Source organism: Microbaculum marinum (genome assembly GCF_037855135.1).
GTDB lineage: Bacteria > Pseudomonadota > Alphaproteobacteria > Rhizobiales > Tepidamorphaceae > Microbaculum > Microbaculum marinum.
In genome coordinates this window covers 114,550-128,703 of sequence record NZ_JAZHOF010000008.1, presented here as the reverse complement: position 1 = coordinate 128,703, position 14,154 = coordinate 114,550, and the positions used below count along the sequence as shown (strand labels likewise).

Annotated in this window: 12 protein-coding genes; 3 read left to right on the top strand and 9 right to left on the bottom strand. The window is 68.6% G+C overall.

Going from position 1 to position 14,154, the window contains the following annotated elements:
• Nucleotides 1–3: 3 nt before the first annotated feature.
• The 5 genes from V3328_RS19060 to ehuR form a co-directional block, all read right to left on the bottom strand.
• Nucleotides 4–441: a universal stress protein gene (locus V3328_RS19060; protein WP_340331302.1), complete on the bottom strand. Its 438-nt coding sequence runs from the start codon at nt 439–441 to the stop codon at nt 4–6.
• Between the two features lie 8 nt (nt 442–449).
• Nucleotides 450–1,736, bottom strand: coding sequence for a TRAP transporter large permease (locus V3328_RS19055; RefSeq protein WP_340331301.1), 1,287 nt, complete (start codon nt 1,734–1,736; stop codon nt 450–452).
• 10 nt (nt 1,737–1,746) lie between these two features.
• Entirely contained in the window at nt 1,747–2,325 is a 579-nt protein-coding gene (locus V3328_RS19050) for a TRAP transporter small permease (protein WP_340331300.1), read from the bottom strand.
• Nucleotides 2,326–2,405: 80 nt separating this feature from the next.
• A complete protein-coding gene (locus V3328_RS19045) occupies nt 2,406–3,416 on the bottom strand; it encodes a TRAP transporter substrate-binding protein (RefSeq protein ID WP_340331299.1) in 1,011 nt (336 codons plus the stop codon).
• A 241-nt stretch (nt 3,417–3,657) separates the two neighbouring features.
• On the bottom strand, nt 3,658–5,043 hold the full coding sequence (gene ehuR / locus V3328_RS19040; protein ID WP_340331298.1) for a MocR-like ectoine utilization transcription factor EhuR: 1,386 nt from the start codon (nt 5,041–5,043) through the stop codon (nt 3,658–3,660).
• A gap of 63 nt (nt 5,044–5,106) precedes the next feature.
• On the opposite strand from ehuR, the gene V3328_RS19035 reads away from it, so the two are divergent.
• The 3 genes from V3328_RS19035 (at nt 5,107) to V3328_RS19025 (ending at nt 8,630) form a co-directional block, all read left to right on the top strand.
• Nucleotides 5,107–5,595: an Lrp/AsnC family transcriptional regulator gene (locus tag V3328_RS19035; protein ID WP_340331297.1), complete on the top strand. Its 489-nt coding sequence runs from the start codon at nt 5,107–5,109 to the stop codon at nt 5,593–5,595.
• A 121-nt stretch (nt 5,596–5,716) separates the two neighbouring features.
• Entirely contained in the window at nt 5,717–7,219 is a 1,503-nt protein-coding gene (locus V3328_RS19030) for an NAD-dependent succinate-semialdehyde dehydrogenase (RefSeq protein WP_340331296.1), read from the top strand.
• A gap of 22 nt (nt 7,220–7,241) precedes the next feature.
• Entirely contained in the window at nt 7,242–8,630 is a 1,389-nt protein-coding gene (locus V3328_RS19025; RefSeq protein ID WP_340331295.1) for an aspartate aminotransferase family protein, read from the top strand.
• Between the two features lie 30 nt (nt 8,631–8,660).
• On the opposite strand, the gene V3328_RS19020 is transcribed toward V3328_RS19025, so the two are convergent.
• The 4 genes from V3328_RS19020 to V3328_RS19005 are packed head-to-tail and all read right to left on the bottom strand — an operon-like array spanning nt 8,661 to nt 13,313.
• Nucleotides 8,661–9,449: a FadR/GntR family transcriptional regulator gene (locus tag V3328_RS19020; RefSeq protein WP_340331294.1), complete on the bottom strand. Its 789-nt coding sequence runs from the start codon at nt 9,447–9,449 to the stop codon at nt 8,661–8,663.
• On the bottom strand, nt 9,446–10,444 hold the full coding sequence (locus tag V3328_RS19015; RefSeq protein WP_340331293.1) for an ABC transporter ATP-binding protein: 999 nt from the start codon (nt 10,442–10,444) through the stop codon (nt 9,446–9,448). The genes V3328_RS19020 and V3328_RS19015 overlap by 4 nt, the downstream gene beginning before the upstream one ends.
• Nucleotides 10,441–12,369, bottom strand: a complete 1,929-nt coding sequence (locus tag V3328_RS19010; protein ID WP_340331292.1) for a dipeptide/oligopeptide/nickel ABC transporter permease/ATP-binding protein — start codon at nt 12,367–12,369, stop codon at nt 10,441–10,443. Before V3328_RS19010 ends, V3328_RS19015 begins: the two co-directional genes overlap by 4 nt.
• On the bottom strand, nt 12,369–13,313 hold the full coding sequence (locus V3328_RS19005; protein ID WP_340331291.1) for an ABC transporter permease: 945 nt from the start codon (nt 13,311–13,313) through the stop codon (nt 12,369–12,371). Before V3328_RS19005 ends, V3328_RS19010 begins: the two co-directional genes overlap by 1 nt.
• Nucleotides 13,314–14,154: the final 841 nt, after the last annotated feature.

Below are 14,154 nucleotides of genomic sequence, written 5' to 3'. Positions count from 1 at the left end.
CGGTCACACGACCAGCACGGGGCACTTCGCCGTGCCCGTCACCTTGTGCGAGACGCTGCCGAGTAGGTAGTTCTCGATCGATCCCATGCCGCGGCTGCCGATGACGATCAGGTCGACGTCGTGCTCGGCGGCGAAGGCGACGATGTTGCGCGCCACGGGCCCGTTCTTGACGAAGGCCCGCACGTCCGCCGAGCCAAGCTCCAGCGCCCGCGCCTTGGCGGTCTCCGCCACCTCCCTGGCGGCGCCGCGCATGATGTCGTCCATGTTGCCCGGGTCCTGCGGCCGCACCATCGAGAACGAGGCCTCCAGCATCGAGTGGTGCCGGTAGATCGTCAGGATCGTCAGCTTGCCGCCGGTCAGCGTCTGCAGTTCCACGGCCTTTTCCAAGGCCGAGATGGCGTTCTCCGAGCCGTCGACCGGAACCAGGATGTGCTTGAACATGAGCTTCCCTATTTCGCGAAGGCGAGGTCGCGCAGGAACAGCGCGATTTGCGGGAAAAAGATCAGCGCCACGGATACGCCGAGCAGGATGATGATGAAGGGCGGCGTGCCCTTGACCACCTCGATGTAGGGCCGCTTGAACACCGCGATCGCCGTGAAGATGTCGCACCCGAACGGCGGCGTCGCCGATCCGATGGCGACCTGCAGGGTGATCACGATGCCGACCAGCACCGGATCCAGCCCGACCGCCTCGACGACCGGCGCGAAGATCGGCACGAACACCAGGATCACCACGATCGGGTCGACGAACATGCAGCCGATGAAGAAGGCGATCGAGATGACGAACAGGACCCCGATCGGTCCCATCTCGTCGATGCCGATGCCGCCCAGGATCGCCTGCGGGATCTGCGCGAACGAGATGATCCACGAGAACGCCGCGCCGGCGGCCACCAGGATGAACACCACGGCGGTGATCAGCCCGGTCGACTTGGCCGTCTGGTAGACGTCGCCGATGCTCATCGACCGGAACACGACGACTTCCAGGATCAGCGCGTAGAAGACGCACGCCGCCGCGGCCTCGGTCGGCGAGAAGATGCCGCCGTAGATGCCGCCGATGATGATCACCGGGAAGCCGAGCGGCCACAGCGCGCGCTGCACCGCGACCGCGCGCGCCCGCCAGTTCGCGCGCTCCTCGGTCGGCACGTCGTTGCGGTAGGCGTAGATGACGCTGTAGACGGAGAACAGCACCAGGATCAGCAGCCCCGGCCCGATGCCGGCGATGAACAGTTCCGAGATCGAGGTGTTCGAGACGACGCCGTAGATGATCATGCCGATCGACGGCGGGATCAGGAAGGCGATGTCGGAAGAGTTGACGATCAGCGCCAGCACGAAGCTGTCGTTGTAGCCGGCCTTCAGCATCCGCGGCCGCAGCGGCCCGCCGACGGCGACCACCGTCGCCTGTGTCGAGCCGGACACCGCGCCGAACATGGTGCACGCCGCGGCCGTCGAGACCGCCAGGCCCCCCTTCACGTGGCCGACGAACTTCATGACCATGTCGATCAGCCGGTCGGCCGAATGGCCGCGCGTCATGATGTCGGCGGCGAAGATGAACATCGGAACGGCGATCAGCGAGGCCGGCCGGATGCCCGCCATGAACTGCTGGACCATCGTCTCCATCTGGCTGAAGCCGTTCAGCATCGTATAGAAGCCGACGAAGGCGCCCGCGATGAGCGGAATCATCATCGGGAAGCCGAGCAGCAGCAGCACGATCATTATCGAGAATATCGTCAGTGCCATCGCCGCGCCCTCACACTTCCTGCTCGTCGGTGTCGTAGCCTTCGAGAACGTTGGTGGAGAGGTAGATGTCCTTCTCCTGCAGGTTCTTGATGGCGGTGAGGAGGTACTGCATGCCGGTCATGAAGAAGCCGACGGGCACCCAGACCAGCGTCCACCAGACCGGTATCTGCAGCGCCGGCAGCACGCGCCCACGCCCCGCCTGGGTCAGGATGTAGCCGTAGGAATACCAGCACAGGCCGAACATGAAGGTCGCCGTCACCAGCGCGATGACGATCATCATCGGCTTCCTGATGCCCGGCGGCATCGCGTCGTAGATGGCCGACATGCGGATGTGGCGCCCCTGCCGCGCGGCATAGCTGATGCCGGCGAAGGTGATCAGGATGATCAGGATGCGGTTGAGTTCTTCGGAGAAGAAGATGCTCGACTGGAAGACGAAGCGCCCGAGCACGTTGGCGATCGTGTTGGCCGCCATCAGCAGCACGCCGATCGCCAGCATGACGGATTCTATGCGGCTGATGGCGCTGTCGATGGTGCCCAGGAATCCCGGCAGCGAGGAAGCGTGTTCCGAGCTTTGCGGCTTGTCGGTCACCGTTCGGTCCCCCCGAGTGCGCGCGCCCCAGACACCGGACGGGACCCCTCGCCCCGTCCGGTATGGATCGTCGGCCGACCTTACTGCGCGGCGGCCTGCAGGTCTGCCTTCATCTGGTCGAGGATCTTCTTGCCGCTGTCACCGGTCATCTCGATGAACTTCTTCTCGACCTCGGCGGCAGCGTCCTTGAAGCACTTGCGCTGCTCCTCGCTGAGCACCGTCACGGTCATCTCGGGCTTGGCCTCCTTGATCTTCTCGAGCTCGGAATCCGCAAGCCCCTTCTGATATTCGACGATGTAGTCGAACGCGGCTTCGGAGGCTGCCTGGATGGCTTTCTGGTCCTCCTCGCTCAACCCGTCATAGAAGTCCTTGTTGGCCATCACCGCGGTCGTGAAATTGTTGTGGCCGGTATAGGTGATGTAGTCCGTCACTTCGTAGATCTTGGTCGAGTAGAGGAAGAACGTCGGGTTCTCCTGGCCCTGGATGATGTTGGTCTGCAGCCCGCCGTAGACCTCGCCCCACGGCAGCGGGGTCGGCGTCGCGCCGAAGGCCTGGTAGGATTCGACCAGCAGCGGATTGGTCATCACCCTGAACTTCACCTCGTTGAGGTCGGCGCAGCTGTTGACCGGCTCCTTCGTGGTCATCGCCACTTCGCCTTCCGGGAACATCGTCAGGAGTTCGAGGCCCTGGTCCGCGTAGAGCTGCTGGAAGTCCTCGTTGATGGCCTTGCTGTTCTTGAAGAAGCGGCCGAGCTGTTCCTGGTCTGTCGGCAGCAGGTACGGCACGAAGAACACCTGCGCTTCCGGGATCAGCGAGCCGGTGAAGCCCGGCGACTGGTCCACGAACTGCAGGATGCCGGCCTGCGCCTGCTCCATGATGTCGGCAGATTCGCCCAGTGTCCCGTACGGGAAGAGCTGGATGGTGTGGTCGGTGTTGGCCTCGACCTCCTCCTTGAACTTCTGTGCGAACTTGCCCTGCACTTCGTCCATCGCCTCTTCGAAGGCGTAGCGCCAGGTGTCGGCCATGGCTGCGGTCGAGGTGACCGTGATGGCGGCGGCGGCAACGCCGGCCAGAACCCGCGTGTACTTCATTGTGTGGCTCCTTCCTGTCTCGGTGTCTCCGGACGCACGGCCGGGCGGCACATGCGGTGTCCGGACGGCGGCGGCCCCGCCCTTGTTCTCGCGCTGCGAGGCATGCGGCCCTCCCCCCTCGGACGGGCCGCAGTGCAATCCCCAGCACCGCCAAGCGTTGGCGAAAGAATAATCCATGTCAATTTGTTTATTGAACCATGACAATCAGGGAAATCTCCGGCGGCGAACCGCTGGACGCCGATTAGATGGCCAGCAGCGCGGGCTCCGGCGTGCTGCGGACCAGTCGCGCGATAACCGCCAGCCCCTGCTCCAGGTCCTGTTCCGTGCCCGCGCCCAGGCATATCCGTATCGCCGGCTCGTAGCTCTCGGAAATGGCGAAGTTCGAGCCGGCCGCGACCGCGACCCCGTCGTTGCGGGCATGGGTGACGAAGGCGTCCTCCCGCCACGGTTCGGGCAGCGGCAGCCAGACGTGCAGGCCGTACGCGGTGGCGTTGTAGCGCAGCCCGCCCAGCATTTGCGCGGCAATCCGGTTCCTGCGCTCCAGTTGCTCGCGTTGCCACGACAGCAGTTCCTCGGCCGTCCCGTTCTCCAGCCAGCGGCTGGCGATTTCGGCGATCAGCGGCGTCGCCATCCAGTTCGTCACGAGATGCCGCGTGCGCGCCGCCGACACCATCATCTCCGGCGAGACCAGCCAGGCGATGCGCAGGCCCGGCAGCAGGCACTTCGTCAGGCCGGTGAAATAGAACGTCCTCTCCGGTGCGATGGCTGCGAACGGTGGCGGACGGTCCGGCTGTATCGGGCCCCAGGCGTCGTTCTCGACGATCCACACGCGGTGGCGCCGGGCAATGTCGGCCAGCGCCTGCCGGCGTTCTGTGCTCATCATCGCGGCGGTCGGGCTGAGCCCGCTGGGCAGCACGAACAGCACTTTCACGGTTTCAGAGCGGCAGGCGCTTTCGAACGCCTCCGGAATGATGCCTTCGGCGTCGATTGCGAGGCCTGAGAGGCGCATGCCGAGCGCATTCGCCAGGGACTTGAGCGTATGGTGCCCCGTCGCCTCGCTGACGATGAGATCGCCCGGCAGCGCCGCCGTCATCAGCGCGATCGTCATGGCCGCCGTATTGCCGTTGGTCGGCAGTATGCAGTTGCGGTCGACGTCCACCCCACACGTGGACAGCCATCCGCGCGCCAGTTCGCAGTGGCCTTCCAGTGTCGCGCGCGGCCGGAACGACAGGATCGCCGGCTCGGGCAGATCGGTGGACAGGTCCACCAGCGCCGCCGACATCCGTTCGCTGTGGATGGCGCCCGTGACCGGCACCATCAGCGAACAGTCGATCACCTCTTCGCCCCCGGCCAGCCGGTGCCAGGGCACCCGCCCGTCTGGCCGTCCCGCCTTGACGAAACTGCCGCGGCCGACCTCGCCCGAGATCACTCCGAGCCGCGACAGGTCCTCGTAGGCGCGGCTGACGGTCTGGACGCTAAGGCCGAGCTGGTAGGCGAGCGCCCGATGGGTCGGCAGCCGCGCGCCGGGGCGGATTTCCCCCGCCTCGATCGCGGCGACGATGCATTGCGCCAGCGACCGGTACGCCGGGCGTTTCAGCATGTCCTTCTTTGGCGGCCAGATTGACATGATACTTGTGTGCATTGAAACGGAGCAATTGACAAGCGTACACGCTTGACGGAACGTCCGTCGATGCCCGCCGCACTCGACGATCGCGACATTCGAATCCTGCAGATCCTCAGCGAGGAGGGTCGCATCTCGAAGAGCGACCTGGCCCGGAGGGTCAACCTGTCGGCGACGCCCTGCTGGGAGCGGTTGAAGCGGCTGGAGGACCAGGGCCTGATCCGCGGCTATCGCGCGGAAGTCGCCCTCGAGCGGATCGGGCCGCATGTGACGATCTTCGTCGTCGCCGAACTCGAATCCCACCGCACCGACGACTTCCGCAGGTTCGAGGCCGCGATCGCCCGGCGCTCGGAGATCGTCTCGTGCTGGGCGATCGGCGGAGGCTTCGACTACCTGATGCAGGTGGTCGCCACCGACATCAACTCCTACCAGCGGCTGGTCGACGCCCTACTCGCCGAACGCATCGGCATGAAGCGCTACTTCACCTACATCGTCACCAAGAACGTCAAGGCGGCGCCCCCGCCGTTCGAGCTGCTGCTCGGCACGCAGGACGACTGACTGTCGTCGGGCCCAAGTTCAGGGGATCCCTCTGCGCAGCCGGCCGGCTTTGGAGAATTCCTCTGGCGCGGCCCCGCTAGACTGCGGCCCCAGCAGATCCCTCGAGTCACGGACCTCGACTATGGCCAAATCGACAATCGCCTTCGCGACGGCGCCGGATGGCGGCCCCAAGGGAGTGACCCTCACCGACCGCGCCCTGTTCAAGAGCTTTGCCTACATCGGCAACCGGTGGGTCGCCGCCGACGACGGCGGCGTCATCGCCGTCACCGATCCCGCCGACGGTGCTCTGATCGGCGAGGTGCCGCGGCTGACGTCCCGCGAAAGCGCCCGCGCCGTCGATGCCGCCCAGGCCGCCTTCCCCGGCTGGGCAGGCGATCTGCCGCAGAACCGCTCGCGGATGTTGCGGCGCTGGTACGAACTGATGGTCGCGGCGCGCGAGGATCTCGCCCGCATCATGACCGCCGAGCAGGGCAAGCCTATTTCGGAATCGCGCGGCGAGATCGACTATGCCGCCTCCTTCATCGAATTCTATGCCGAGGAGGCCAGGCGCCCGAACGTGGAAGGGGTGACCTCGCATCTGCCCGACGCCGAGGTCGAGCTCTGGCGCGAGCCGGTCGGCGTCGCAGCCCTGATCACGCCCTGGAACTTCCCCTCCGCGATGATCACCCGCAAGGCTGCCGCGGCGCTCGCCGCCGGCTGCACGGTCGTCATCCACCCCTCCGCCGAGACGCCCTTCTCGGCGCTGGCGCTCGCCGAACTCTCCGATCGGGCGGGATTTCCCGCCGGCGTCGTCAACGTGGTGACCGGCAATGCCCCCGACGTCGTCGAGCCGTGGCTGGAGGACACCCGCGTGCGCGCCCTGTCCTTCACGGGATCGACCGAGGTCGGCAAGCTCCTGTACGGGCGCTCGGCTGCGACCGTGAAGCGCCTGGTGCTGGAGCTTGGCGGCCACGCGCCGTTCATCGTCTTCGCCGACGCCGATCTCGACCTCGCCGTCGAGGAGGCGATCAAGGCGAAGTTCGCGACCACCGGCCAGGACTGCCTCGGCGTCAACCGGTTCCTGGTCGAGCGGCCGGTCTACGATGCATTCTGCAGGCGCTTCGCCGAGGCGACCGCGACCCTCAGCCTCGGCCCCGGCATGGAAGACCCCGACCTCGGCCCGCTGATGAACGAGCGCGCCGTTGCCAAGCAGCGGGAACACGTATCCGACGCGCTGCAGCGCGGTGCCCGGTGCCTCACCGGCGGCAACACCTCGCCGCTCGGGCCGCTGTTCTACGAGGCGACCGTGCTCGCCGACGTCAGCCGCGACGCCCTGATCTTCAAGGAGGAGACCTTCGGCCCGGTCGCGGCGATCGCCCCGTTCGAGACGGAGGACGAGGCGATGACCGTCGCCAACGCCACCGAGTACGGCCTCGTCGCCTATCTGCACACCCAGGACCCGCGCCGCATCTACCGGATGAGCCGCGCCCTCCAGTTCGGCATGGTCGCGGTGAACCGCACCAAGGTCACCGGCGCGCCGATCCCGTTCGGCGGCATGAAGCAGTCGGGCCTTGGCCGCGAGGGCGCCCGCCACGGCCTGGAGGCCTTCACCGACATCAAGTACGTCTGCCGCGACTGGGCGTGAGAGCGCGCTTCGCACCGGCATCATGAGAAAGGACACCGCCTTGCTGACCAACGACATGCTGGCCCTCTGGGACCGCGAGAACTTCTTCCACCCCTCCACGCATCTGGCGAAGCACGCGCGCGGCGAGACGGCCACCCGGGTCATCACCGGCGGCAAGGGAGTCTGGATCGAGGACCGCGACGGCCGGAAGCTGCTCGACGCCTTCGCCGGCCTCTACTGCGTCAACGTCGGCTACGGCCGCACCGAGATCACCGACGCCATCGCCGAGCAGGCGAAGCAGTTGGCCTACTACCACGCCTATGTCGGCCACGGCACGGAAGCCTCGATCACGCTGTCGAAGATGATCCTCGACCGGGCGCCCGCCGGCATGTCCAAGGTCTATTTCGGGCTCGGCGGCTCGGACGCCAACGAGACCAACGTCAAGCTCGTCTGGTACTACAACAACATCCTCGGCCGGCCTCAGAAGAAAAAGATCATCTCGCGCTGGCGCGGCTATCACGGCTCCGGCCTGATGACCGGCTCGCTGACGGGCCTCGGCCTGTTCCACAAGAAGTTCGACCTGCCGCTGACCCAGGTGCTCCACACCGAGGCGCCCTACTACTACCGCCGCGCCGACCTCTCGATGAGCGAGGCCGATTTCGTCGCCCACTGCGCCGCCGAACTGGAGTCGCTGATCGCGCGCGAGGGCGCCGACACGATCGCCGCCTTCATCGGCGAGCCGGCGCTGGGCACCGGCGGCCTGGTGCCGCCGCCGGCCGGCTACTGGGAGGCGATCCAGGCGGTGCTGGAGAAGCACGACATCCTGCTGATCGCCGACGAGGTGGTCACCGGCTTCGGCCGGCTCGGCACCATGTTCGGCTCCGACCACTACGGCATGCGCCCCGACATCATCACCATCGCCAAGGGCCTCACATCGGCCTACGCGCCGCTGTCGGGCTCCATCGTCTCCGACAGGATGTGGCAGGTGCTGATGCAGGGCACCGACGAGAACGGCCCGATCGGCCACGGCTGGACCTACTCCGCCCATCCGATCGGCGCGGCCGCCGGCGTCGCCAACCTGAACCTGATCGACTCGCTCGGCCTCGTGAACAATGCCGGCGACACCGGCGCCTATTTCCTGGCCGCGCTGCGCGACCGGCTCGGCGCCCACGCCAACGTCGGCGACATCCGCGGCGAGGGCCTGCTGGTCGCCGTGGAGTTCGTGCAGGACCGCGACACCCGCACCTACTTCGACCCCGCCGACACGATCGGGGCGAAGGTCGCGGGCGCGTTGCTGGCCGAAGGCGTTATCGGCCGCGCCATGCCGGAGGGCGACATCCTCGGCTTCGCGCCGCCGCTTTGCCTGACCCGGGCCGAGGCCGACGAGATCGTCGGCCGCCTGGACAAGGCAGTCGCCACGGTCTTCGGCTAGCACCCGACAGCCGCCGGCGGCGGGGCCCGCTCAGGGCACCTCGTCGCCGGTGCGCAGGAAGCCGCCCTCGATGCTGGCTTCCATCCGCACCATGTAGGCGCGCGCCGCCTCCATGTGCTCGGCCATGATCCGCCGCGCCGCCGCGGCGTCCCCGGCCCTGAGCGCCCGCACCAGCCGCAACTGGTAGTGCAGCCCCGCATCGCGCAGGTCGGGGTGCGGCGCGTCGTAGATGCGCCGGCACACCACCAGTTCGCGCAGCAGCGTCTGCAGGAAGCTGCAGTAGAGCCCGAGCACCGGGTTCGGGCAGAGTTCCGCCAGCACGCTGTGGAAGTCGAGCTCCGCCATCCGCTGCACGTATTCCTGCTCCGCCGTTTCCGGCTCGGCGTCGTAGAGGCGCATGGTGCGTTCCAGCCGGGCGAAGTCGGCTTCGGTGAGGTGGCCGGCGACCGAGGCGGCCAGTTCCGGCTCCAGTTCGAGCCGCACCGCATAGATGTCGGCGATCGTCGGCGTGCGGAACAGGAAGTAGTTGGACAGCAGCGCCATCGCCCGCTGCGGCCCGATCTCGCTCAGGAAGATCCCGCCGCCAGGTCCCGTCCGTGTGCGGATCAGCCCCTGCGACCTGAGCGCGCTCAGCGCCTCCCGGATCGAGCCCTTCGAGGCCCGGAACAGGTCCATCAGCTCGCGCTCGGCCGGCAGCCGGTCGCCCGGCCGGAAGCGGCGCTCGATGATCATGTCCTTGATCCGCTCGCTGATCGTCTCGCGGCGGCGGCGGCGCGTCGCCGGCACGACCGGCAGGTCGGGATCGGGTCCGTCGGTCATGCGGGCACCGGCCGGCCGGTGCGGATCGGATGCCAGCAGGCGGCCATCTGGAATTCGTCGGACGGCGCGTCGACGGCCTCGAGCGGCGGCCGCTCCCGCCGGCACGTGTCGTCTGCCATCGGGCAGCGCGAGGCGAAGGCGCAGCCGGGCGGCGGGTTCAGCGGATCGGGCAGTTCGGCCGGCTTCTCCTCCGCCTCGATCCGGCGCACCCCCGGCGTCGGCGCCGAGCGCATCAGCAGCGCGGTGTAGTGGTGGCGCGGATGCGCGTAGAGGTCGCGCGCCGACCCGACCTCGACGATCCGCCCGAAATACATCACCGCCACCCTGTCGCAGACGCTCTCGATCACGCTCAGATCGTGGCTGATGAAGATGTATGTCAGGTTGAAGTCCCGTTTCAGCCCGTCGAGCAGGTTCAATACCTGCGCCTGCACCGAGACGTCCAGCGCCGAGACCGGCTCGTCGAGCACGATCACCCGCGCGTCGGCGGCCAGCGCCCGGGCGATGCCGATGCGCTGCGCCTGGCCGCCGGAAAACTCGTGCGGATACCGGTCGAGGAACTCCTCGCGCAGGCTCACCGCTTCCATCAGCTCCGCCAGCCGCGCCTGCCGCGCCCTCGCATCCAGTCCCAGCAGCCGGCGCATCGGCGCCTCCAGCGTCTGGCGGATCGTCTTGCGCGGATTGAGCGAGGCGACGGGATCCTGGAAGACGTACTGGATGTGCCTGGCCAGCGCCCGCGTGTCGCGCCCCGCCAGTTCGTTCGCGTCGCGCCCCGCGATGCGGATCGTGCCGGCCGTCGGCCGGTCGAGCCCGACCAGCATCCGGGCGAGCGTCGACTTTCCGCAGCCGCTCTCCCCGACGATGCCCAGCGTCTCGCCTTCCTGCACCGTCAGGTCGGCGCTCTGGACGGCGTGGACGGCCGGATGCCGACCTCCGAACAACGTCCGCCCGCCCCCGAACGTCCGGGTCAGTCCGTCCGCCTCGATGGCCACGCTCATGCCGCCCTCCCAAGCTCGAACGGCTTGATGCAGCGCGCCGCCCGCCCGGCCCCCACGTCGGCCAGCGCGATCTCGCCCGTGCGGCAGCGCGGCTCGGCGATCGGACAGCGGTCGGCGAAGGCGCAGCCCTCCGGCAGGCGGTCGACCGCCGGCGGCAGCCCCTCGATCGCGTCGAGCCGCCGCTCCGGCTGGCCGAGCACCGGCACGCAGTCGATCAGCTTGCGCGTGTAGGGATGGGCCGGCGCGGCGAGCACCTCCTGCGTCGGCCCGATTTCGACGATCCTGCCGGCATACATCACCGCCACCCGGTCGCAGAGCTCGGAGACGACCCCGAAATCGTGGGTGATGAACAGCACCGCCGAGCCCTGCTCCTCCGACAGGCCGCGCATCAGCTTGAGCACCTGCGCCTGCACGGTGACGTCGAGCGCCGTGGTCGGCTCGTCGGCGATGATCAGCTCCGGATCGTTGGCGAGTGCCATGGCGATGCAGACGCGCTGGCGCATGCCGCCGGACAGTTCGTGCGGATAGGCGTTCAGCCGCGCCCTGGCCGAGGGGATCTGGACGCGCTCCAGCAGTTCGACCGCCTTGGTCTCGGCGGCCCGGCGCGACAGCGGCTGGTGCGCCTGCAGCGCCTCCGTGATCTGGCGGCCGACCGTGAACAGCGGGTGCAGCGTCGTCAGCGGATCCTGGAACACGTAGGCGACGTGACCGCCGCGCAGCCGCCGCAGGTCCTCGCCGGACGCGGCGAGCTGATCGGCGCCGTCGATCGTCACCCGCCCGCCGGTGATCGTTCCCGGCGGGGTCGGCACCAGCCGCAGCAGCGACAATGCGGTCACCGACTTGCCAGACCCGGATTCGCCGACCAGCCCGACCCGCTCGCCCGGCGCCAGGCTGAGGTCGACGCCGCCGACCGCCTTGTAGATGCGCGAGCCGGTCTGGAACTGCGTCCGCAGTCCCTCGACCGCCAGCACCGTGTCGCCCTCAGGCGCCGGTGGAACCGTCTCGCGCCTCACCGCCGTGGCCGCGCCGGGCGCGGCCAGCGCGCCGGATTTCAGCCGCGGATCGAGCACGTCGCGAATGCCGTCGCCGACGAGGTTGATGCTCATCACCAGCACGAAGATCATCACCCCGGGAATCACCGACACGAACGGCGCGGTGAACAGGAGCTTCCGCCCCTCGCCGAGCATCGAGCCGAGATCGGCCTGCGGCGGCTGCGCGCCGAGCCCGAGGAACGACAGGCCCGCCGTCTCCAGGATCATCCAGCCGACCGTCGTCGACATCGTGACGACGATCGTCGGCAGCACGTTCGGCAGCACCTCGCTGAACAGGATCGCCGGATGCGACGCCCCCGACAGCCGCGCCGCGTCGACGAACTCGCGCCGCGACAGCCCGAGCGTCATGCCGCGGATGTTGCGGGCGAAGAACGGGATGTTGACCACCGCGATCGCGTAGAGCGCGTTCAGCAGTCCCGGCCCCAGCACCGCGACGATGCCGAGCGCCAGCAGGATGTAGGGAAACGCCATGACGAGGTCGATGCCGCGCATCAGCACGCTGTCGGTGCGTCCGCCCGCGTAGCCGGCCGTCAGCCCGATCAGCGAGCCCGCGACCGCGGCGATCACCGTCGCCGACAGGCCGACGACCAGCGATACCCGCGTCCCCCAAAGAAGCCGCGACAGCAGGTCCCGGCCGAGGTGGTCGGTGCCGAGCAGGTGCCCGTCGGCGCCCGGCCGCAGCAGCCGCTGCGCCGGATCGGTGATGTCGGGATCGGGCAGCGGCAGCACCGGCGTCAGCAGCGCCAGCAGCACGATGACGGTGAGGATCACGAGCCCTGCCGCCGACAGCCGGTTGGCGATCAGCAGCCGGAACGGCGACGGCCGCCCGCCGCGGTCGGCGGCCTTCCTGCCGGGGAGCGGAACGGCGACCATCAGCGCAGCCTCGGATCGACGATCGTCTGGGCGACGTCGGCGAGCAGGTTGAAGAACACGTAGCTCGCCGCCACCACCAGCACGCCGCCCTGCACCAGCAGCAGGTCGCGCGTCGAGATCGCGTTGACCAGCATCCGGCCGATGCCCGGCCACTGGAACACGGTCTCGATATAGACCGCGCCGCCGAGCACGAAGCCGGCCTGGATGCCGATGACGGGAATGACGGAGACCAGCGCCGCCTTGAAGGCGTGCCGGTAGATCACCCGCCGCTCCGACACGCCCTTGGCGCGCGCCGTGCGGATGTAGTCCTGGCGCAGCACCTCCAGCATGGCGGCGCGGGTGAGCCGGGCGATCACCGCCGTCGCCACCACCGCAAGCGTCACCGCAGGCATCGCCAGATGCTTCAGCAGGTCGAGCGGCCCGCCGCCGCCGTAGATCGCGAACATGCCCGATGCCGGCAGCCACTTCAGTTCCACGGCGAACAGCATGATCAGCAGCAGGCCGAGCCAGAACGACGGCGTCGAGATGCCGATCAGCACCAGGAAGGTGACGATCCGGTCGGTCCAGCCGAACTGCCGCACGGCGGCGGCGATGCCGGCGATCAGTCCGAACACCGAGCACAGGATCAGCGCCGCGCCCGCCAGCACCAGCGTCGCGCCGAACCGCTCGAACACCTCGTCGGCGACCGGCCGGTTCAGCGCGAAGCTCCGCCCCATGTCGCCCTGCAGCAGGTTGCCGAGCCAGATGAAGTACTGCTCGACCAGCGGCCGGTCGAGCCCGAGCTGGCTGTTCAGCCGGGCGACGTTCTCCGGCGTCGCATAGCTGCCCAGGATCGCGATCGCCGGATCGCCCGGGATCAGCGCCATCATGGCGAACACGACGACCGAGAGCCCGAGCAGGATCGGGATCGTCGCGATCAGCCGCTTCCCGACATACGCCCACATCGCCACATGCTCCCGCGCTCAGGACTGACGTTCATCCCGCACCTCCCGGCGCCCCGGCTCTCCCGCAGACCGCGCACCTGCGGTGCGCGCCCCCTCCCCGACCCTCCCCCACAAGGGGGGAGGGAGAAGAGCGCTGTGCCGCAAAGCCCCCGGCCCACGTGCGCTGTGAAGTGCGCCCACACCGAGTCCCGCACGAGGCGGCAGGAACAGCGAACCGTGCCGCATAGACTCCCCTCCCCCTCGTGGGGAGGGGTCGGGGGTGGGGCGCGCAGCGAGCCTTGGCGAGCGGAGCGTGCGGCGGTCGCGATCGATGTCGGGCGGCCTGCTCCTGGCGTTGGATCCCGTCGGCGAGTGCCGGCTGCTCTTCGCCGAGATGCGCCACGTGGGCGCTGTAGTACCGCCGACTGCCGCGCTCGAAGAGCAGCTCCGCGGAATCGGACCGACGGCTGAACCCGCTGCTGCCGCCCACCGCGCGCCTCCGGCGCGCGCCCCCTCCCCGACCCTCCCCCACCGCGACATCGGATGTTTCCGATGTCGCTTCCAGAAGCGACGAAGTCGGGAACACCCGACTTCGTTGGGGGGAGGGAGAAGAGCGCTGTGCCGCAAAGACCCCCTGCCCACGTGCGCTGTGAAGTGCGCCCACACCGAGTCCCGCACGAGGCGGCAGGAACAGCGAACCATGCCGCAACGCCCCCCTCCCCCTCGTGGGGAGGGGTCGGGGGTGGGGCGCGCAGCGAGCGTTGGCGAGCGGAGCGAACGGCGGTTGCAGCCAAGCCCGGGGCTGCCGCATACCGACTCACATGCGGCGATCTCCCGACAGCCCGTCGGGCCGGCGCGGCGG